The sequence below is a fragment of the Spongiactinospora sp. 9N601 genome (assembly GCF_044326295.1).
Classification (GTDB): Bacteria; Actinomycetota; Actinomycetes; order Streptosporangiales; family Streptosporangiaceae; genus Spongiactinospora; species Spongiactinospora gelatinilytica.
Genome location: NZ_JBIRBB010000003.1, coordinates 549,385 through 570,254 on the forward strand (window position 1 = coordinate 549,385; position 20,870 = coordinate 570,254).

The following is a 20,870-nucleotide window of genomic DNA, read 5'->3' on the forward strand; positions in this document are numbered from 1 at the left end:
CCGCGCGCCGCGACCCCCGCGCCCGGGCGGTCCCCGGAGGCCGGGCCGTGGCGGTGCCGTGCGGGGTAGGGGTCGAGCGGGGCGATTCCGAAGGCGGTGTCACCCCTCGCATGGTAGACGGTTACGTTAATGGTTACTAACATCCGTACTCAGGAGCCAGGAGGTGGTGCGCCCGTGCGTGAGCGAGGCGGTGGGGATGCGTGGCCCGTACTCCGGTCGGCGGTCGATCCCGGCGGCGAGGCGTACAAGCAGAACGCGGCGGCCAACGAGCGGCTGGCCGCCGAACTGCGCGAGAAACTGGCCGTGGCCGCGGCGGGCGGCCCGGAGCGCTCGCGTACCAGGCACGTCGAGCGCGGCAAGCTGCTGCCCAGAGACCGCGTCGATGCCCTGCTCGATCCGGGGTCGCGCTTCCTTGAGCTGTCGCCGCTCGCCGCGACCGGCATGTACGACGACGCCGCCCCGGCCGCCGGGATCATCACCGGAGTGGGCCGGGTGAACGGCCGCGAGGTCGTGGTGGTGGCCAACGACGCCACCGTCAAGGGCGGCACCTACTACCCGATGACCGTCAAGAAGCACCTGCGCGCCCAGGAGGTCGCCCTCCACAACCGCCTGCCGTGCATCTACCTGGTCGACTCCGGCGGCGCCTTCCTGCCCGCCCAGGACGAGGTCTTCCCCGACCGCGAGCACTTCGGCCGGATCTTCTACAACCAGGCCACCATGTCCGCCAGGGGCATCCCGCAGATCGCCGCCGTGCTCGGCTCGTGTACCGCGGGCGGGGCCTACGTCCCGGCGATGAGCGACGAGGCCGTCATCGTCCGCGCCCAGGGCACGATCTTCCTGGGCGGACCGCCGCTGGTCAAGGCGGCCACCGGCGAGGAGGTCAGCGCGGAGGAACTCGGCGGCGGCGAGCTGCACTCCCGCACCAGCGGCGTCACCGACCACCTGGCCGAGGACGACGCGCACGCGCTGGCCATCGTCCGCGACATCGTGAGCACCCTCGGGCCGCGCCCGCCGTCCCCGTGGGAGGTCACCGCCGCCGAGGAGCCCGCCCACGACCCCGGCGAGCTGTACGGCATCGTCCCGCCCGACCCGCGCATGCCCTACGACGTGCGCGAGGTGATCGCCCGCGTGGTGGACGGCGGACGGCTGCGGGAGTTCAAGGCCGAGTACGGCCCGACGCTGGTCACCGGCTTCGCCCGGCTGCACGGCCACCCCGTCGGGATCATCGCCAACAACGGCATCCTGTTCAGCGAGTCGGCACTGAAGGGCGCGCACTTCATCGAGCTGTGCGACCGGCGGTCCATCCCCCTGGTCTTCTTCCAGAACATCAGCGGTTTCATGGTCGGCAAGGCGTACGAGGCGGGCGGCATCGCCAAGCACGGCGCCAAGATGGTCACCGCCGTGGCCTGCGCGCGGGTCCCCAAGTTCACCGTCGTGATCGGCGGCTCCTTCGGCGCGGGCAACTACGCGATGGCCGGGCGCGCCTACTCCCCGCGCTTCCTGTGGATGTGGCCGAACGCCCGGATCTCCGTCATGGGCGGCGAGCAGGCGGCGAACGTGCTGGCCACGGTCCGCCCGGGGATGACCCCGCAGGAGGAGGAAGCGTTCAAACGCCCGATCAGGGAACAGTACGAGCGCCAGGGCAACCCCTACTACTCCACCGCCCGGCTTTGGGACGACGGCGTGATCGACCCGCTCGACACCCGGACCGTGCTCGGCCTGGCCCTCGGCGCGGCGGCCAACGCCCCCCTCGACGACGTCGGCTACGGCGTCTTCCGGATGTGAGGTTCGATGTTCGAGACGGTTCTCATCGCCAATCGCGGCGAGATCGCGGTCCGCGTCATCCGCACGCTGCGCCGCCTGGGCGTACGGGCGGTCGCGGTGCACACCGCCGCCGACGCGGGCGCGCGCCACACCACCGACGCCGACCTGTCGGTGGAGGTGCCCGGTTACCTCGACATCGAGGCGATCGTCGCCGCCGCGCTGGCCACCGGAGCCCAGGCGGTCCACCCCGGCTACGGCTTCCTGGCCGAGAACGCCGCCTTCGCCCGCCGCTGCGCCGACGCCGGGCTGGCCTTCGCCGGCCCGCCGCCGGAGGCGATCGAGGCCATGGGCGACAAGATCCAGGCCAAGGCGACGGTCGCGGCGGCGGGGGTGCCCGTGGTTCCCGGCGGCGCCGAGCCCGCCGACGACCTGGCCGAGGCCGCCGCGCGGGTCGGGTTCCCGGTGCTGGTCAAGCCGTCGGCGGGCGGCGGCGGCAAGGGCATGGTCGTGGTCCGCGAGGCGGCCGGCCTTCCCGCCGCGCTGGAGTCGGCCCGCCGTACCGCCCGCGCCGCGTTCGGCGACGGCACGCTGCTGATCGAGCGGTTCGTGGAGAACCCGCGGCACATCGAGATCCAGATACTCGCCGACGGGCACGGCGGGGTCGTGCATCTGGGCGAGCGCGAGTGCAGCCTGCAACGCCGCCACCAGAAGATCATCGAGGAGGCCCCGTCGCCGTTCCTGACACCGCAGGTCAGGGCGCGGATGGGCGGCGCGGCCGTCGAGGCCGCGCGCGCGGTCCGCTACGCCGGGGCGGGCACGGTCGAGTTCATCGTGGACGGCGCCACCGGCGAGTACCACTTCATGGAGATGAACACCCGGCTCCAGGTCGAGCACCCGGTGACCGAGCTGGTCACCGGCCTGGACTTGGTGGAGCTGCAACTGCGGGTGGCCGCCGGAGAGCCGCTGCCGTTCGGCCAGGACGCGGTACGGCTGACCGGCCACGCCGTCGAGGCCCGCGTCTACGCCGAGGACCCGGCCCGCTCGTTCCTGCCCACCGGAGGCCCGCTGCTGGTCCTGCGCGAGCCGGACTCCGGGGCGCGCGGCGACCGCGCCACCGTGCGGGTCGACTCGGGGATCGCCGAGGGCGGCGTGGTGGGCGGCGGCTTCGACCCCATGCTGTCCAAGGTCATCGCCTGGGCGCCGGACCGCGCGGGCGCGCTGCGGGCGCTGTCCGACGCGCTCGCCGAGACGGTGATCCTCGGGCTGACCACCAACATCCCGTTCCTGCGGGCGCTGCTGACCCATCCCGAGGTGCGGGCGGGCACGCTCGACACCGGCCTGGTCGAGCGCCGGCTGGAGGAACTGGTGCCGCCCGCCGTACCGCCCCGCGACGTACTGGCCGCCGCCGCGCTGGTCTTCCACGACGGCCTGGCCCCCGCCGGGCCCGCGGGCCCCTGGGAGGTCCCGGACGGCTGGCGGATCGGCGCGCACGCCTGGACGACCTGGCGGCTCGCGCCCAGGGGCGGCGACACCACGCGCGTCGAGGTCCGCGGGGTGCCCCGCTCGGGCGCCGCCGTACGGATCGGCGACCTGACGGCCGCCGCCCGGCTGGAGACGCGGGGCGACCACGAGGCGCTGGTCACGCTCGACGGGGTCGCCAGGCGATACTCGCTGGCCGTGGACGGCGACTCGGTGTGGCTGGGCACGGGCGGCGCGGCCTGGAACATCGCCCGCCACCTGCTCGGCGACCCCGGCGACCGCGAGCGCCAGGGCGGCGCGGGCGACGGCGTGGTCCGCAGCCCGATGCCCGGCACGGTCCTGGTGGTCAAGGCCGCGCCCGGCGACACGGTCGCCGAAGGGCAGCCGCTGCTGATCGTGGAGGCCATGAAGATGGAGCACACCGTCACCGCCCCGGTGGGCGGCGTGGTCGCCGAGCTGCCGGTCCGCGCCGGGACACAGGTGGAGATGGACGCGGTGCTGGCCGTCGTCAAGAAGGAGGGGGAGCAGGCATGATGCGCGAGCCGTACGCCGTGCCGAGGCCCGGGCTGCCGGAACGGGTGACCGTCTACGAGGTCGGCCCGAGGGACGGCCTGCAGAACGAAGCGGCGATCGTGCCGGTGGAGGTCAAGGCCGAGCTGATCGGCAGGCTGGCCCGCGCCGGGCTGACCACGATCGAGGCCACCAGCCTGGTCCACCCCAAATGGGTGCCCCAGCTCGCCGACGCCGAGCAACTGCTCGGCGTGATGCCCCGCCAGGACGGCGTGCGCTACCCCGTCCTGGTCCCCAACGAACGCGGGCTCGACCGCGCCCTCGCGCTCGGGGTGACCGACATCGCGATCTTCGGCAGCGCCACGGAGACCTTCGCCCAGCGCAACCTGAACCGCAGCGTGGCCGGGTCCATGGAGATGTTCGCCCCGGTGGTCGCGCGGGCCCGCCAGGAGGGCATGCGGGCGCGCGGCTACCTGTCGATGTGCTACGGCGACCCCTGGGAGGGCCCGACGCCGATCGAGCGCACCGTCGCCGTGGGCCGCGACCTGCTCGATCTCGGCTGCGACGAACTCTCGCTCGGCGACACCATCGGCGTCGCCACCCCCGGCCACGTCGCGGCGCTGCTGGACGCGTTCGCCGCCCGCGACGTCGGTCCCGGCAGGCTCGCCGTCCACTTCCACGACACCTATGGCCAGGCCCTGGCCAACACCCTGGCCGCGCTCCAGCGCGGCATCACCGTCGTGGACGCCGCAACGGGCGGCCTCGGCGGCTGCCCGTTCGCCGAGTCCGCCACCGGCAACCTGGCCACCGAAGACCTCGTCTGGATGCTCCACGGGCTGGGCGTGCAGACCGGGGTCGATCTGGCCGCCCTCGTCGAGACCGGCGCCTGGATGGCCGGCAGTCTCGGCCGTCCCAGCCCGTCACGCGTCGTCCAGGCCCTATCCGGGAAGTGAGGCAGCTCTCATGAAGCTCAGCGACGAATACGAGGACCTGCGCAAGACCGTGGAGGCGTTCGCCCGCGACGTGGTCGCCCCCGTGATCGGCGACTACTACGAGCGGGAGGAGTTCCCCTACGACATCGTCCGCCAGATGGGCGCGATGGGCCTGTTCGGGCTGCCCATCCCCGAGGAGCACGGCGGCATGGGCGGCGACTACTTCGCGCTCTGCCTGGCCTTGGAGGAACTGGCCAGGGTCGACTCCAGCGTGTCGATCACGCTTGAGGCGGCGGTGTCGCTGGGCGCGATGCCGATCTACCGCTTCGGCGACGACGAGCAGCGCGCCCGCTGGCTGCCCAGGCTGGCGGCCGGGGAGATGCTGGGCGCGTTCGGGCTGACCGAACCGGGCGGCGGATCCGACGTACCGGGCGGGATGCGCACCAAGGCCCACCTGGACGGCGACGAGTGGGTGATCAACGGGACCAAGGCGTTCATCACCAACTCCGGCACCGACATCACCGGCGTCGTGGCGGTCGCGGCCATCACCGGCACCACCGAGGCCGGCCGTCCGGAGATCTCCACGATCCTGGTGCCCTCGGGCACTCCCGGCTTCACGGTGTCGAAGAAGTACTCCAAGGTCGGCTGGTCGGCCTCCGACACCAGGGAGCTGTCCTTCGCCGACTGCCGGGTCCCGGCGGGCAACCTGCTGGGCGAGCGGGGCCGGGGGTACGCGCAGTTCCTCCAGACCCTCGACGAGGGCCGGATCGCCATCGCCGCCCTGTCGGTCGGGCTGGCCCAGGGCTGCGTGGACGAGTCGCTGCGCTACGTCCGCGAACGGCGGGCGTTCGGCCACCCCATCGGCCACTACCAGGCCATCCAGTTCAAGATCGCCGACATGGAGGCCCGCGCGCACACCGCCCGGCTGGCCTACTACCACGCGGCCGAGAAGATGCTGGCCGGCGAGCCGTTCAAGAAGGAGGCGGCCATCGCCAAGCTGGTCTCCAGCAACGCCGCGATGGACAACGCCAGGGAGGCCACCCAGATCTTCGGCGGCTACGGCTTCATGAACGAGTTCCCGGTCGGCCGCTTCTACCGCGACGCCAAGATCCTGGAGATCGGCGAGGGGACCAGCGAAGTGCAGCGCATGCTGATCGCCAGGGAGCTGGGCCTGTCCGCGCTCTGACGGACAGGCCCTTCGCACCGCTGGTCAGGTGAGCTGGGCGTCCAGGCGGTAGCCGTCCACCGTGACGTAGACCTGGTCGCCCGGCCGCGCGTTCAGCCGCATCAGCACCGGTTGTAGCGAGTCGAACACCGGCTGGCGATCCCGCCAGACCAGCACCACGGCGTTGTCGCCCGGCCCGGTCACCGACAGCAGCGTGCCCGGGCGCATGCCTAGCTGGGCCGCGTAGCCCTCCGGGACGGCCACCGGCTCGCCGCGCAGATGCTCGCTGGTGACCTCGATCCGCTGCCAGCGCCGCGGGTCCGACGTGGGGCTCGGCGGCGGGGGCGGGGGAGCGGACGGCGCGCCCGCCCGCTGGCCGGGGGTCAGGTGCGGGCGTCCGCTGCCGGACAGCGCGGACAGCGTCGCGAGGGCCGCGCTCGGGTCGATCGACGCGGGGTTGACCTGGGGGACCGGGCGGCCCTCCCGGTTGTGCCCGTTGGCGCCCGGCGTACGGCGGGGCAGTGGCTGGTTCGGCTGCGGCGCGCCGCCGCCCAACGCCTCCTGGTCGTGCCGGGCGGCTTCGTGCCCGGGGGTGTCGGTCTGCAGCGCCTCCAGCCACGCCCTGGCCGAGTGCGCGCGGATGCCGAGCTGGGTGAGCATCTCCACCACGTCGGCGTCGGCCGGTTTGCCGGCGAGCATCTGCCGGGTGCGCTCGCGCAGCCCGCCGAGATCGCCGACGACCAGCCAGCCGTCCTGCAGCCGCCGGTCGGGCATCAGCGTGACCAGCACCCGCCAGAGCTGGGTGCGCAGCACGGGCACCTCGATCGGGTGCGCGGGGTCGGCCCCGATCAGTTGTTCTTCTGTGGCCGCCGCGCCCAGCCACTCGGTGAGCCGGAACAGGTGCCCGGTCAGCGGGGAGGACTCCGGCGAGCGCAGCCAGTGCAGTACCTGTTCCTCGGCCCGGCGCTGGGCCTGGGAGAGCACCTCGCGGTCCACGCCGAGCCGGTGCGCGAGAGCGCGCAGGCTGATCGGGTCGGCGGCGAACAGCCGTTCCACCGCGACCGCCTGTTCCAGCGGCTCCCATCCTCTGAACATGCCGTCCAGCAGGCCGATGAGCGGGAACTCCGCGGTCGCCGCCGCGCCCTCGGGCGTCGGCGCGGGATAGGGCTGCGCAGGCTGCCCGGGTTGTGCGGCCGGGGCCTGGCCCTGCACCTGCCGGCCCTGCTGCGCGGGTGCCTGCTGTGGCGGCGCGGGTGCCTGCGGGTGATGCGCGGGTGCCTGCTGGTGTTGCGCGGGTGCCTGTTGCGGCTGTGCGGCCGGCCGGCGGGGCAGGGCGGCGGACGGCTCGCCGGTCGCGCCCGCCTGCGCCGGTACGGCCTGCGCCGGGGCCGCGGCAGGGCGGCCCGCCGAGGGGTGCGCCGGTATCCGCGTGAGCACCTCGCGGAAGACCGACGCGACGATGAGCTCCAGTGCCGTGGAGGCCGCCGCGGCCGGCGTCGCGAGGTCGCCCGGCGTGAGCCTGCACACGGTCCCCCATCCGCCGAGCCGGTCCACCACCGCGCGCGCCTGGACCGGCCAGTGGATCGGTTCGGGCATGGTGAGCGTCTGCAGGGCGGGCATCACGTCGGTCAGCGGGAGATGATCCCACCGGGACGCCGACAGGCGCGCGAGCCGGTCGCAGAGCCAGTCCAGCCCCATCACGGCGATCGCGCGTGGCAGTGTCACGGAGGCCCACCAGCCGGAAGGCAGTCGGGGGTCGGCCAGAACTTCGGCGACCTGCTTGGGCCGGCTCCAGCGCAGAGCCGGAACCAGATCGCTCAGGCAGATCGATGACTCGGCGTCCATCGGCAGACCGCAACCTCCCCAGAGTGACGCGTGTGGCTAATGGTGCAGCCTACGCCGCAAGCTATCAATTGGTGTCAATAGGGTAAAGCTCGTTGGCGGTGGAATCGGGCGAATCGCGTATCTAGCGGCTTCTATTGCAATCTGCCGCTCCCTGTCCCATGGATGTTATGGCGCGCCGCATGCCCACCGCCCACCCCGCCCCGGTACATCCCGCCTTCCCCGCCGGCCACCCCCAGGCCACGCCAGCGGCCACCCCACACCCCTGACCTCCCCATTCGCCCTCGCCCGGGCCACAGGCACCTGCGCCGCCGGCCCTCTCGCATGGCGCCGAACACTCTCCGCCCCCGCCACGGCACCTTCCTCACGCCACCCCGCTCCCTGACGTCCCCCGCAAGCGCCACCCGGCCGCTCACGCCCGTGCACGCGTACGGCGTCGGGCCGGGCCGGAGGCGTCTACGCTGTCGGCCCCCGTGACACGGCAGCGAGCGCATCGGGCCGTCGCCTGACCCGGACATCCCGTCTTCCCTCACGCCCCAGGCCGCCGACGACCTCGATCGCGTCCCGCGAAGTGGTGGAGCCTTCCCGCGGCCTGAGGGACCGAGCTGCGCCGATGTCCGATTTGAACGTTCCCGTTCACGCCACCTCGGCAGGACTCCCCGCCACGCGGTCGCCCACGCCTCCCTGTGCGCGTACGGCGGCGGGGCGGTAGGTGTCTCCGCCGCCTGCCGCCGTGGCAGGGCGGCGAGCGCGTCAGGCCGTGGCCTGCCCGGCTCGTCCCCTACATTCCGCCTCGCCTCATGTCACCCCTGTGCGCGTACGGCGGCGGGGCGGTAGGTGTCTCCGCTGCCTGCCGCCGTGGCAGGGCGGCGAGTGCGTCAGGCCGTGGCCTGCCCGGCTCGTCCCCTACGTTCCGCCTCGCCTCATGTCACCCCTGTGCGCGTACGGCGGCGGGGCGGTAGGTGTCTCCGCTGTCTGCCGCCGTGGCAGGGCGGCGAGTGCGCCAGGCCGTGGCCTGCCCGGCTCGTCCCCTACATTCCGCCTCGCCTCATGTCACCCCTGTGTGCGTACGGCGGCGGGCGGCCGGTTGCGGCCGTTGCGGCGCACCGTCATTCGCCGCTCGGCCTGCGCGGTGTCCGTTTTGGAACGGTCCCGTTCGCGTCGCTCGGTGGGACATCGATCCGGCCGTTGCGCGTTAACGCATTTCTCATAAGGCGTGGCTAAGTTTTGATGCGTGACCGTGCGACTACTCGTCGTAGACGATGAACCCGCGCTCCGGGAGGCGCTTTCGGCGACGCTGGAGTTCGAGGGATACGCCGTCGGGGTGGCGGCCGATGGGATGGCCGCGCTGGACGCGCTTGCCCGGGAGCGCTACGACGCGGTGCTGCTGGATGTGATGATGCCGCGAATCGACGGGCTGACCGCGTGCCGCAGGCTGCGTGCCGCGGGCAACCGGGTGCCGGTGCTGATGCTCACCGCCAGGGAGACGGTCGGCGACCGTGTCAGCGGCCTGGACGCCGGGGCCGACGACTACCTGGTCAAGCCGTTCGAGCTGGACGAGCTGCTGGCCCGGGTGCGCGCCCTGTTGCGTCGCGGCGAGCCGCCGGGGGCGCGCGATGACGACGCGGCCGATGTCCTGCTGGCCTTCGGCGACCTCACGATGGACACCGCGGGCCGCGAGGTGAGCCGGGCGGGCCGGCCGCTGGAGCTGACCCGCACCGAATACCTGCTGCTGGAGTTCTTCCTGCTGCACCCCAGGCAGGTGCTCACCCGTGAGCAGATCCTGAGCGAGGTGTGGGGGTTCGACTTCGAGCCCGCCTCCAACTCCCTCGACGTCTACGTGATGTACCTCCGCCGCAAGACCGAGGCGGGCGGGCTGCCCCGGCTGATCCACACCGTGCGCGGCGTGGGTTACGTCCTGCGGGCGGCGCAGTGACCGGTCGCACCCTGCGCTCCCGGCTCACGGTGCTGGTGGCGGTCGCCGTCGCCCTGGCGATCGCGGTCTGTGCCGTGGCGTGCTGGATCATCGTGCGCGGCGAGATGCTCAAGCACCTCGACCGCGGCCTCCAGGGCCCGCCCACCCCGGAGGGCGCGCGCAAGCGCGCCCAGGACATCGCCATGATCCTTGAGCACTGCGCCGACCCCAGAGCGGCCAAGGGCGACCCGCTGCGCGCCTATGTCCCGCCGCTCCAGTTCATCTACGCGGCCGACGGCCGGCGCTGCGTCCTCAGCCCCGGCGGCCTGCCGGTCACCGCGGCCGATCGCGCCATCGCCGCGCACGGCGGTAAGATGATCAAGGATGCCACGACCGACACCGGCATGGCCGTGCGCGTCAAGACCCAGCAGATCGCCCCCGGGGTGGCCGTCATGGAGTCGCGCTCCCTCGCCGAGTTGCATTCCACGCTGGCCCGCCTGGCCGGGCTGCTGGCGTCCATCGCGGCGCTCGGAGCCCTGGGCGCGGCGTCCGTAGGGCTGCTGATCTCGCGTACCGCCCTGCGCCCGGTCGGCAAGCTGACCGGCGCGGTCGAGCACGTCGGCCGGACGGGCGACCTCACCACCCGCATCCCCGTCGAGGGCACCGACGAGATCGCCCGCCTCGGGGCCGCGTTCAACTCGATGACCAGCGCCCTGACCCGCTCCCGCGACCGGCAGCGGCGGCTGATCGCCGACGCCGGGCACGAGCTGCGCACCCCGCTCACCAGTCTGCGCGCCAACATCGACCTGCTGCTGCGCAGCGAGCACACCGGGCGGGCGATCGACCCCGCGGCCAAACGGAGGTTGCTCGGCAGCCTGAAGGCGCAGTTCGAGGAGCTGTCCACGCTGGTCGGCGACCTGCTTCAGCTGGCCAGGCCGGAAGGCGACCACAAACCGGGCGAGCCGATCGCCTTCCACGACCTGGTGAGCGTCGCGGTGGCCCGGGCGCGGCTGCGCGCGCCCACCGTCCACGTGACGGCCGACCTGTCGACCTGGCACGTCACCGGGCACGCCCCCACCCTGTCCAGGGCGGTGATGAACCTGCTGGACAACGCAGTGAAGTTCAGTCCGCCCGGCGGCACGGTGGAGGTGCGCCTGCGCGAGGGACGGCTCTCCGTGCGCGACCACGGGCCCGGCGTGCCCGCCGAAGACCTCGAACACGTCTTCGACCGCTTCTGGCGCTCGCCCACCGCCCGCAGCCTGCCCGGGTCCGGGCTCGGCCTGGCCATCGTCGCGCAGGCGGCCCGCGACGTGGGCGGCGAGGCGGGCATGGCCAACGCCCAGGGCGGTGGCGCGGAGGCATGGATCAGCCTCCCCGGCGTGGTTTTCTCATCTCCCGTTAATAATTGACTCACCCTTGTCAAATATCCGGCTCCCAGCGTGGGGCCATGAGCATGAACGAGTTGACGGGTGCGCCACCGCGGACGCGGCTGGTCGAGATCGTCATTCCCGTGCACAACGAACAGCGGGTCCTGGAGGACAGCGTTCGCCGGCTGCACGGATATCTGTCGGCCGCGTTCCCCTTCGCCTTCCGGATCACGGTCGCCGACAACGCCAGCACCGACGCCACCTGGGAGGTGGCCACCCGCGTCGCACGCGATCTCGGTGACGTGCGGGCGGTGCGCATCGCGGAGAAGGGCCGGGGGAGGGCGCTGCGCCGGGTGTGGAGCCAGAGCGACGCCGACGTCGTCGCGTACATGGACGTCGATCTGTCCACCGACCTGGACGCGTTCTTGCCACTGGTGGCCCCGCTGCTGTCCGGGCACAGCGACCTGGCGATCGGCACCAGGCTCGACGCCTCGGCCAACGTCGTGCGCGGCCCCAAGCGCGAGGTGATCTCGCGCGGCTACAACCTGCTGCTGCGGTCGGTCCTCGGCGCGCGGTTCTCCGACGCCCAATGCGGGTTCAAGGCGGTGCGCGCCGAGGTCGCCCAGGCGCTGCTGCCGTCGGTGCGCGACGAGGAGTGGTTCTTCGACACCGAGCTGCTGCTGCTGGCCGAGCGGCACGGCCTGCGCATCCACGAGGTCCCCGTCGATTGGGTCGACGACCCCGACAGCCGGGTCGACATCCTCAAGACCGCGCTCGACGACCTGCGCGGCATGGTCCGCGTGGCGATGACCGGCGCGACCAGGCAGCTCCCGATCTTCGCGGTGATCGGCGGGATCAGCACGCTGGCGCACCTCGGCCTGTTCGTGGCGCTGCGCCAGGTGGTGCCCGCGGTCGCCGCCAACGCGCTGGCGCTGTTCCTCACCGCCATGGCCAACACCGCCGCCAACCGGCGGTTCACGTTCGGCGTCACCGGGCGCGCCGGGGCGCTGCGGCACCAGCTCGAAGGCGGTGTGGCGTTCGTCGTCGGGCTCGGGCTGAGCACCGGCGGCCTGGCCCTGCTCGACGCCGTCGCGCCGCACGCCTCCACCCTCGCCGAGGTCGGCGCGGTGGTCGCCGCCAACGGGCTGGCCACCCTGGTCCGCTTCCTGCTGCTGCGCACCTGGGTGTTCAACCTGCGCCGCCCGGTCAACCGGGGGTTGCGTTGAGCGCCGCCACGACCACCGAGCCGGGCCTCGCCCCGGACACCGCCTCCCGCACCCGCGCGCTGCTGTCCCGGCTTCCGCTGGCGGCGGTGCTGGCCCTGGCCGCGCTGCTCTACACCTGGGGGCTGGGCCGCAACGGGCACGCCAACACCTACTACTCCGCGGCGGTGCTGTCCGGCACGCAGAGCTGGAAGGCGTTCTTCTTCGGCGCGCTCGACGCCGGGTCGTTCATCACCGTCGACAAGCCGCCGCTCGCGCTGTGGGTGACGGGCCTGTCCGTGCGGGTCTTCGGTATGTCGAGCTGGAGCCTGCTGCTCCCGCAGGCGGCGGCGGGCCTGGCAACGGTCTGGCTGTTGCACATCGCGGTACGCCGGAGCGTCCCCGGCCGCCCCGGTCGCGTCGCTGCCGACCTGGCCGCGCTGGTGCTGGCGCTGACCCCGATCACCGTGGCGATCAACCGCGACAACAACCCCGACCCGATCCTGGTGCTGCTGCTCACCGGGGCCGCCTGCGCGTGCCTGGCCGCGCTGCGCGACGGGCGGGCCCGCCCGCTGGTGCTCTGCGCCGTCCTCGTCGGCCTGGCCTTCAACACCAAGATGCTCCAGGCGTACCTGGTCGTGCCCGCCTTCGCCGGGGTCTACCTCTACGCGGCCCCGGGCTCGCCGGCCCGCCGGCTGCGCGCGCTGGCGGCGGCGGGGGCGGCGCTGCTGGTCTCCAGCGCCTGGTGGATGACCATCGTCGACCTGTGGCCCGCCGCCGACCGGCCCTTCGTGGGGGGCAGCACCCATAACAGCATGTGGGACCTGGTGATCGGCTACAACGGCCTGGGGCGCTTCCTCGGCATGCAGGCGGGCACGCACAACCCGCCCGCGTTCGGCGGGGAGCCCGGGGCGGGGCGGATGTTCAACGACCTGGTGGCCGGGCAGATCTCGTGGCTGCTGCCGTTCGCGCTGGTGGCGCTCGTCGCGGGGCCGCTCATCCTGGCCCGGGTGCCCGCAGCGGGCTTCGCGCACGACGGGGAGCGGCGCACCGAGCCGGTCCGCGCGGCGCTGGCGCTGTGGGGCGGCTGGCTGGTGACGCACCTGGTGGTCTTCAGCTTCACCGGCGGGGTCTTCCACCCCTACTACACGGCCGTGATGGCCCCGGCCGTGGCCGCGCTCTGCGGGATCGGCGGGGTCCTGCTGTGGCGGGCCCACGTCCACTCTGCGGCCTGGTCCTGGCTCGCCCCTGCGTGCACGGCGGTGACCGGCGCCTGGGCGTTCACCCTGCTGCGCCGCACACCGGAGTTCGCCCCATGGCTGCCCTGGGCCGTGGCCGCCGCTTCGGCCCTCGTCACAGCGACCCTCGCCCTGCGCGCCCTGACCCACGCCCCGCCGGCCCCGGCCGGCCCCACGGCGGCGCCCCGCCTGCCGGCACTGGCCCGCGCGGCGACATCGGTTGGTTCGGTGGTCGCGATGGTGCCGGGCTTGCGGGTGTTGGTTCGTGTGGTGGGTAAGGTCCTGCGGGCGTTGGTTCGTGTGGTGGCATCGGTTGGTTCGGTGGTCGCGATGGTGCCGGGCTTGCGGGTGTTGGTTCGTGTGGTGGGTAGGGCCCTGCGGGAGCTGCCCCATGCGGCGGAGTCGGGCGATTCGGTGGCGGTGCCCGGCCAGCGGGCGCTGACGGGCACGGCAACGGTGGCAGGCGGGTCGGCGGGCGTTGGGGCCGCCGTGGTGAGTGGTTCGGTGGGCATCACAAGAGGGGAGGGCGGGCGGAGAGCGATCCGGCCGGGGGCGTCGTGGCTTGGCGGGGTGGTTCCGGTTGCTGCTGTGGCAGCGGCGCTCGCCGCTCCGGCGGCGTTCGCGGTGACGCCGCTTGGCTCGCCGGTCAGTGGGGGCAATCCGACGGCCGGTCCCGAGACCGGGCCGATTCCGGGGCTTCCGCCTGGTGCGCTGGGTGGTGCGCGGGTCGCGCAGGCCGTGCCGTTCGGTGGAGGAGCCGGGGGTGGTGGCCTGGGTGGCTTCGGCGGCCGGGTGAGCGACGGGCTGATCGCGTACCTCAAGCGTGAGCAGGGCGGGGCGACCTGGCTGGCCGCCTTCGGCAACGCTCAGCCCGCAGCGCAGGTGATCCTCGCCACGGGCCGGCCGGCGCTGGCGATGGGCGGGTTCCTCGGTTCTGATCCGGCGATGACCGTGGAGCGGCTGCGCGATCTCGTCGCCGCAGGGCGGTTGCGGTACGTGATCCCCGGCGGGGGCTTGCGCGCCGCGACCCGAGGTGACCGCGGGCTCACCCAGTGGGTGGAGGCCACCTGCGCACCGGTCGATCCCGCCGAGTACGGCGAACCGCGTCCCCCCGGCTGGCCGGACCTGGCGCCGACCCCAAAGGGCCGACGGGCCGACGGCACGCGGGTCTATCGCTGTGGCGAGTGACCCAGGCCGGTGACCCAGGCTGTGCGGTTCAGGCGGGGAGGGTAGCCGGGTCGCAGTGGTCTCTACGTCGTCCATGTCGCTCAGGCGGGTGACCCAACCGGGGAGGGCGGCCAGTGGGAAGGCCAGGCGAGCGGCGGTGTCCACGTCGTTCGTGTCGCCCGGGCGGGGGCCAGCGGGGAGGGCGGCCGGGTGGCGGGGGCGTCGACGTCGTTCGTGTCGCTCAGGTGGGCGGGGCAGGCCGGGTGCTTCAGGCGGGGAGCTCAGCCAGAGGGAAGGGTAGCCGGGGCGCGGCGGCGTCTACGTCGTTCGTGTCGTTCGGGCGGGTGACCCAGCCGGGGAGGGGCCAGCAGGGAGGCCAATGGGGGGCGGCGGGGGTCACGTCGTCCGTGGGGGCGCGGGGTGGGTGGTTCAGGCGGGGAGGGCGGCCAGTAGGAAGGCCAGGCGGGCGGCGGCGGCGTCTACGTCGTCCATGTCGCCCAGGCGGTAGCCCCAGGAGGTCACGAAGGCGCCATCGGCGCAGGTGACCGTTTCGAACAGTGTTGAGCTGAAACGGTTGCGGACGCATACGTAGGCCGGGTCGCTGTTCAGGGCGATGCTCTGCACCGAAAGATCGGCATGCCGCCGGGTCGCACCGGCGAAGCGCTCAAGACAGGACAATGTGTCCATCATCGTGAGTCACCTCCGCAACTTTTTCTCGCGACAGGATTGCACGATCAATCCGGCCAAGCAAGCAATTGCGGCATTTAGTCCACGGGAGATTCGGTCTGCCGATCGAAGTCGTCCAGTACACGCACGATCACCGCGCGGGCCTCGTCGTCGAAAGCCGCGATCTCGCAGAACTCTTCGAACACACGTCCGTAGAAGGCGATGTCCTCCGGATCGCGGAGCATCAGTTCCTTGGTTCGGGTGGCGACGCCGACCAGCGTCTCGTTGTAGATCCAGAATCCGTTCAGCACGGCCGAGGGGAGCGGCGCCTCGAACGGCACCACACCGAACTCCACGTTGGGCAGCGTGCTCACCGCGAGCAGCCGGTCCAACTGGCCGCGCATCACGTTGAGCGGCGCGAGCCGGTAGCGCAACGCCGCCTCCGGCATCAGAAACCGGAACCGCCGCCTGCCGTCGTAAAGGATCTCCTGCCGTTGCATCCGCACCCGGATCGCCGCGTCGATCTCCTCGGCCGCGCTGTAGAGGCGCTTGACCTTCGCGAACACGTTGCGCGCGTACTCCGCCGTCTGCAGCAGCCCGATGACCAGGCCCGGCTCGAACACCCGGAACAACTGCGTCCGGGCCTCAAGGTCGCGCATGTCCTCCTGGATGGCGGCCAGTCCGCTGCGGTGCCGCTGCCGCCAGGAGTCGTGCCGCTCCACCAGGCTGATCACCTGGGCGATCAGCTTGTCCACGACCTCGGGCGGGGCGTCCACCGCTTGAGCCCACACCACCACGTCGTCTTCGGAGGCCGTCTGTCGCGCGTTCTCCAGTCTGGAGACCTTCGACGGCTGCCAGCCGAGGCGCTCGGCGAGTTCCTTGCCCGACAGATGGGCGGCCTCGCGTAGTTGCCGGAGGTGCATGCCCAAGTCGATCCGGGCCTGCTGGAAGCTGCTCAAACCTACCTCCGGGTGGGGCGCCGGACGGCCGGCGACGCCAGGACCCTGTCGCTCCGGTCCGAGGAGTCACGAATGCGGATGAGAGTAGACCGCGCTCGCCGTTCTATCCAGTGGGCGCGCCCGAATCGTGATCAACGCTCCCCGGCCGCCCCGCGCCCCGTCGCGCCCTCAGCGGTCGAGGACCCGCTTGGCCACCTCCGTGAGCAGTTCCCGGGGGATTTCGACGACGGTCTCGCCTTCGAGCACGTCGCGCAGGTCACCGAGCGCCTCGCCGTCGGTGACCCGCAGGCCCTGAACGACGATGGTGCCCCGATCGGTCTCGTAGAGCGACGGGCAGGCTCCCGCCTCAGACGTGGAACCGAGGAATCGCAGGCGCATGATCGATCCTTCCCCGAGCGGACCTCGCATTAGCAATTGCGCGCAATTGTAGCGATCAATGGGTATAGGATCTTTATAGCTACCCAGAAGGTATAAATTACGGTCACAAAACTGCAACGCCGTGCACGCCACGCCACAAGTGCGCAGTCGCGCACGAGGGTCAGCGGGCCCAGTACGGGCGGCGCTTCTCGGCGAAGGCGCGGATGCCCTCCTGGCCTTCTTCGGAGGTGAAGCGTTCGGCGGAGAGCCCGGCCATGCGGCGCATGCCCTCCTCGAGCGGCAGGGCGGGCACCTCGCGCACCAGGCGCTTGGCGATCGCCAGCGCCTCCGGGCCGCCGAGGCGCAGCATGCCGGCGTAGTGCTCGACCGTGGCGTCCAGTTCGTCGTCAGGTACCGCCCTGGTCAGCAGCCCGATCTGCGCGGCCCGGTCGGCGTCGAAGACCTCGCCGGTCAGGAAGTACTCCGCCGCGGCGCGCGGTTCCATCCGCCGCAGCACGGTGACCGAGATCATCGCCGGCACCACGCCCAGCCGTACCTCGCTGAACGCGAACGACGCCGACCGCGGGGCGATGGCGAAGTCGCAGGCCGCCACCAGGCCGAGCCCCCCGGCCCGGGCGGTGCCGTTGAGCCGGCAGATGACCGGTTTGGGGCTGTTCCACAGCAGGCTCATGATCTCCGGCAGCGCCTCGGTCACCGGCGCGGACGCGGGGCGGCCCGGCTCCGCGGCCCGCTGCTCCCTCAGGTCGGCCCCCGAGCAGAAGACCGTGCCGGTCGCGGTGAGCACGATGACCCGCACGCCGTCCTCGTCCAGCGCCCGGCGCAGCCGGTCGGCCAGCTCGTCGAGCAACCGTACCGACAGGGCGTTGCGGTTGCGCGGCGAGTCCATCGTGATCGTCGCCACGCCGTCGGCCGCCCGCGCGTGCACCAGCTCTTCCACGTCAACCCACCATCCGATCGTGCGCTGCCTCAGGGGTTCCAACTTTCGCACGCGGCGGCGCACGCCCGATCATGGGCCTCCCCGGTGGCCGGGCGTCAGCCGCAGTGGCTCCAGCCGCTGGTCCAGCGGGCCGACTTGAAGGAGCCGCCCCAGATGACGCATTTCTTGACGGCGGGCAGCCGTACCGGACCGGCGTAGGCGGTGAACCGGCCGCTGTCGCCCCCGGAGGCCCCGCCCTTCACCTTGAGCGTGGCGCTCATCGCGACCTTGGCCGGTATCACGTACTTCGACATCGTCACGACGCAGTTGCGGCCCGCCGAGGCGTTGAAGAGCAGGTACACGGTGGCGCCACCGCCGAGCCCATGGGAGTTGATCACCTTGTAGCCGGGGCCGCAGACGCCCGCGGGGGTGTGCGGATTCGGCTTGGGCGGCGCGATGGTCCTGGTCGGCCTCGGCTTGGGCGTCGTGGTGGTCTTCGTCGGAGACGGCCTGCTGGTCGGCTTGACCGTCGGCTTGGCGGTGGGCTCCGGCGGGCCGGCCGTCGCGGTCGGTTCGGGGCCGGGCTCCGTGGGCTTGCGCGTCGGCTCCGGCTTCGGCTTCGGCTCGTGGGTCTTGGTGTGCCGGGGGCCCGGCTCGTTCGCCTGCTCCCCGGTACGGCTGGCCGCGTCGTCGCGCGGCGGATCGTGCCGCGCGCGGGTCTTGCGCGGTGGCGCCGGCGACTGCCAGGCACTGGTCTCGGGCGTCGGCGGCGGCGGTCCGGCCTCGCTCGGCGGGACGACCTGCTCCCGCGCGGTCCCGGCCGCCTGCGGCGTGCCCGGGGTGAGGTTGTCGGCCATCAGGGTGAGCGTCCCGGTCCTGGCGAGCACCACCGAGCCGCCGCCCAGGACCACCGCGCCCGCCGCCAGGGCCGCGACCAGTACCGCGGGCCGCTTGAACCGGCCACCGCGCCGGGGCGTGTGCAACGGCCCGGTGGGCTCTTCGGCGCTCGGTCGCCCGCCGTGCGGCACGGCCGGGCGGCGCAGCGGCCCCGCCGCCCGCCCGGTCAGGTGCCCGACCAGATCCTCGGCCGTCGGCCGCATGGACGGGTCCTTGGACAGGCAGGCCGCCACGACCTCGCGAATCGGCCCGTCGAGGCCCCCCAGCTCCGGATCGTTGTGCAGAATCCGGTTCATCACCACCGGAATGGAGTCCTGGCCGAAGGCCGGCCTCCCGGTGGCGGCGAACACCATCGTGACGCCCCAGGCGAACACGTCGGAGGCGGGGGAGACCGGGGCGCCCGCGAGCTGTTCCGGGGCGAGGTAGGACGGCGTGCCGATGGCCATGCCGGTCGCGGTGGTGCCCGGCGCGTCCAGTGCCCTGGCGATGCCGAAGTCGATGACCACCGGCCCTTCCGGGCCCATCAGCACGTTGGCGGGCTTGAAGTCGCGGTGCAGGATTCCGGCCCGGTGGATGGCGGCCAGTGCGGTGGCGGTGGCGATGGCCAGCCGTTCCAGCGCCCCGCCCCGCCGCGGCCCCTCGCGGTCCACGAGTTCGCGGAGCGAGGGGCCCGGGACGTACTCGCTGACGATGTAGGGGCGGTTGCCCGCGAGGTCCGCGTGCAGTACCGGGGCGGTGCAGAACCGCGCCACCCGCTGGGCCACCGCCACCTCGCGCAGGAAGCGCGTCCGCGCCTCCTCGTCGGCGGTCAGGCCGCTGTGCAGGAGCTTGACCGCGACCTGCTCGCCCGCGGGGCCGCGGCCCAGATAAACGACCCCCTGGCCGCCTTCACCGAGCCGGCCGACCAGCTCGAAGGGACCCAGGCGGCGCGGGTCTTCTGTGCTCAGCGGCCGGACCTGCACCGGTTGCTCCACCCCCGACAAATCACCTGAAAAAGCCTAACTCTGGCATGTCACGCTACCAGTGTGCGGCGTGATGCGGGTGGGAACCGCGATCCTGCCAGGGGTGGATCCGGCCGGTGCTCAGATGGCCTTTCCGGGGTTGAGGATGCCCAGCGGATCGAAGACCTTCTTGATGCCGGCGTTGATGCCGCTCGCCAGCGGGCCGGTCTCCAGTTCCAGCCAGCGCCGCTTGAGCAGGCCGACGCCGTGCTCGCCGGTGAGCGTGCCGCCGAGGTCCAAAGCGGCCCGGAAGACCTCGTCGGCCGCGTCCCAGACGTTCTGCGGCGGCTCGGGTACGCCGTGGTCGAAGACGAACACCGGGTGCAGGTTGCCGTCCCCGGCGTGCGCGACCGTGCAGATCAGCACGTCGTGCCGGGCCGCGGCGCCCTCGATGGCGGTCATCATGTCCGGCAGCGCCGAACGCGGCACGCAGACGTCCTCGACCAGGCAGTTGCCCAGGCGCTCCTTGGCCGTGTAGGCCATCCGGCGAATGCCGATCAGTTCCTCGGTCTCGGCCGGGCTGTCCGACACGGCGACGAACGACGCGCCGTTCTCCATGCAGAGGTCGTGCATCCGCCGGGCCACGGCCTGGCCGTCGGTGGCGTCGGACTGGGCGATCAGCATGGCCGCCACGCCCGCCTCCAGGCCGATGTTGCGCCAGTCGTCGATGGCCTTGAGCGTGGCCCGGTCGAGCAGTTCGAGCAGGGACGGCTGGCAGCCGGCGGCGATGATCGCCGACACCGCCGAAGCGGCGTCGCGCAGCGAGGCGAACTCGGCGGCGATCGTGGCGGGCGGGCCGAGCGGGGCGCGGCGCAGCCGTACCGTGGCCGCGGTGATCACCCCGAGCGTGCCCTCGGAGCCGACGAACAGCCCGGTCAGGTCGTAGCCGGTGACGCCCTTGACGGTACGGCGGCCGGTGTTGAGCACCTGGCCGTCGGCGAGCACGACTTCCAGGCCGAGCGCCGAGTCGCGGGTCACGCCGTACTTGACGCAGCGCAGGCCCCCCGCGTTGGTGGCCAGGTTGCCGCCGACCGTGGAGATCTCGTAGGAGGAGGGGTCGGGCGCGTACATCAGCCCGTGCTCCCTGGCGGCCGAATCGAGGTCGGCGGTGATCACGCCGGGCTCGACGACCGCGATCTCGTCGGCGGCGGACAGTTCCTTGATCTGCGCCATCTTCGCCACGGAGAGGACCACGCAGCCCTCGCTCGCCGTGGCCCCGCCGGCCAGGCCGGTGCCCGCGCCGCGCGGTACGACGGGCACCCGGTGCGCGGTCGCCCACCGCAGCGTCTCGATCACGTCGTCGCGGCTCTGCGCGAGGACCACGCCGAGCGCCGCGCCGGGCGCCAGGAAGGTCCGGTCGCGGGAGTAGGAGTCGGTCACGTCGGGGTCGGTGAGCACCCGCCCGTCGGGGAGGGCCTTGGCAAGGAGATCAATGGTGGAGCCGGTCACGTCTGCGACTCTACGCGGCGCCC

15 protein-coding genes are annotated in these 20,870 nt (G+C 72.8%); 8 read left to right on the forward strand and 7 right to left on the reverse strand.

Features of this window, described 5'->3' with window-relative positions; all coding sequences use genetic code 11:
• Positions 1–174 precede the first annotated feature (174 nt).
• From ACH34R_RS09440 to ACH34R_RS09455, 4 genes are read left to right on the forward strand one after another with little or no spacing between them, the layout of a single operon-like run.
• Positions 175–1,785, forward strand: a complete 1,611-nt coding sequence (locus ACH34R_RS09440; protein ID WP_397560908.1) for a carboxyl transferase domain-containing protein — start codon at positions 175–177, stop codon at positions 1,783–1,785.
• 6 nt (positions 1,786–1,791) lie between these two features.
• Complete coding sequence (locus ACH34R_RS09445; protein WP_397560909.1) at positions 1,792–3,777, forward strand: acetyl/propionyl/methylcrotonyl-CoA carboxylase subunit alpha; 1,986 nt, start codon at positions 1,792–1,794, stop codon at positions 3,775–3,777.
• Positions 3,774–4,706 carry a hydroxymethylglutaryl-CoA lyase gene (locus ACH34R_RS09450; RefSeq protein ID WP_397560910.1) on the forward strand — a complete coding sequence of 311 codons (933 nt, stop codon included), beginning with the start codon at positions 3,774–3,776 and terminating at the stop codon, positions 4,704–4,706. Before ACH34R_RS09445 ends, ACH34R_RS09450 begins: the two co-directional genes overlap by 4 nt.
• A 10-nt stretch (positions 4,707–4,716) precedes the next feature.
• On the forward strand, positions 4,717–5,871 hold the full coding sequence (locus ACH34R_RS09455; protein WP_397560911.1) for an acyl-CoA dehydrogenase family protein: 1,155 nt from the start codon (positions 4,717–4,719) through the stop codon (positions 5,869–5,871).
• Between the two features lie 24 nt (positions 5,872–5,895).
• On the opposite strand, the gene ACH34R_RS09460 is transcribed toward ACH34R_RS09455, so the two are convergent.
• Complete coding sequence (locus ACH34R_RS09460) at positions 5,896–7,695, reverse strand: hypothetical protein (RefSeq protein ID WP_397560912.1); 1,800 nt, start codon at positions 7,693–7,695, stop codon at positions 5,896–5,898.
• Positions 7,696–8,932: 1,237 nt separating this feature from the next.
• Between ACH34R_RS09460 and ACH34R_RS09465 the strand changes: the two genes are divergently transcribed.
• From ACH34R_RS09465 to ACH34R_RS09480, 4 genes are read left to right on the forward strand one after another with little or no spacing between them, the layout of a single operon-like run.
• Complete coding sequence (locus ACH34R_RS09465) at positions 8,933–9,628, forward strand: response regulator transcription factor (RefSeq protein WP_397561036.1); 696 nt, start codon at positions 8,933–8,935, stop codon at positions 9,626–9,628.
• Positions 9,625–11,016: a sensor histidine kinase gene (locus ACH34R_RS09470; RefSeq protein ID WP_397560914.1), complete on the forward strand. Its 1,392-nt coding sequence runs from the start codon at positions 9,625–9,627 to the stop codon at positions 11,014–11,016. The genes ACH34R_RS09465 and ACH34R_RS09470 overlap by 4 nt, the downstream gene beginning before the upstream one ends.
• Before the next feature lie 38 nt (positions 11,017–11,054).
• Entirely contained in the window at positions 11,055–12,200 is a 1,146-nt protein-coding gene (locus ACH34R_RS09475; RefSeq protein ID WP_397560915.1) for a glycosyltransferase, read from the forward strand.
• Positions 12,197–14,602 (forward strand): glycosyltransferase family 39 protein, encoded by a 2,406-nt coding sequence (locus ACH34R_RS09480; protein WP_397560916.1) that lies wholly within the window; start codon positions 12,197–12,199, stop codon positions 14,600–14,602. Before ACH34R_RS09475 ends, ACH34R_RS09480 begins: the two co-directional genes overlap by 4 nt.
• A 408-nt stretch (positions 14,603–15,010) precedes the next feature.
• On the opposite strand, the gene ACH34R_RS09485 is transcribed toward ACH34R_RS09480, so the two are convergent.
• The 6 genes from ACH34R_RS09485 to ACH34R_RS09510 form a co-directional block, all read right to left on the reverse strand.
• Entirely contained in the window at positions 15,011–15,271 is a 261-nt protein-coding gene (locus tag ACH34R_RS09485; RefSeq protein WP_397560917.1) for a hypothetical protein, read from the reverse strand.
• A 74-nt stretch (positions 15,272–15,345) separates the two neighbouring features.
• Entirely contained in the window at positions 15,346–16,206 is an 861-nt protein-coding gene (locus ACH34R_RS09490) for a helix-turn-helix domain-containing protein (RefSeq protein WP_397560919.1), read from the reverse strand.
• Positions 16,207–16,374: 168 nt separating this feature from the next.
• Positions 16,375–16,584 carry a hypothetical protein gene (locus ACH34R_RS09495; RefSeq protein WP_397560921.1) on the reverse strand — a complete coding sequence of 70 codons (210 nt, stop codon included), beginning with the start codon at positions 16,582–16,584 and terminating at the stop codon, positions 16,375–16,377.
• A gap of 160 nt (positions 16,585–16,744) precedes the next feature.
• Positions 16,745–17,521 carry an enoyl-CoA hydratase-related protein gene (locus ACH34R_RS09500; RefSeq protein ID WP_397560923.1) on the reverse strand — a complete coding sequence of 259 codons (777 nt, stop codon included), beginning with the start codon at positions 17,519–17,521 and terminating at the stop codon, positions 16,745–16,747.
• 95 nt (positions 17,522–17,616) lie between these two features.
• Complete coding sequence (locus ACH34R_RS09505; RefSeq protein ID WP_397560924.1) at positions 17,617–19,359, reverse strand: serine/threonine protein kinase; 1,743 nt, start codon at positions 19,357–19,359, stop codon at positions 17,617–17,619.
• Positions 19,360–19,479: 120 nt separating this feature from the next.
• Entirely contained in the window at positions 19,480–20,847 is a 1,368-nt protein-coding gene (locus tag ACH34R_RS09510; RefSeq protein WP_397560926.1) for an FAD-binding oxidoreductase, read from the reverse strand.
• Positions 20,848–20,870: the final 23 nt, after the last annotated feature.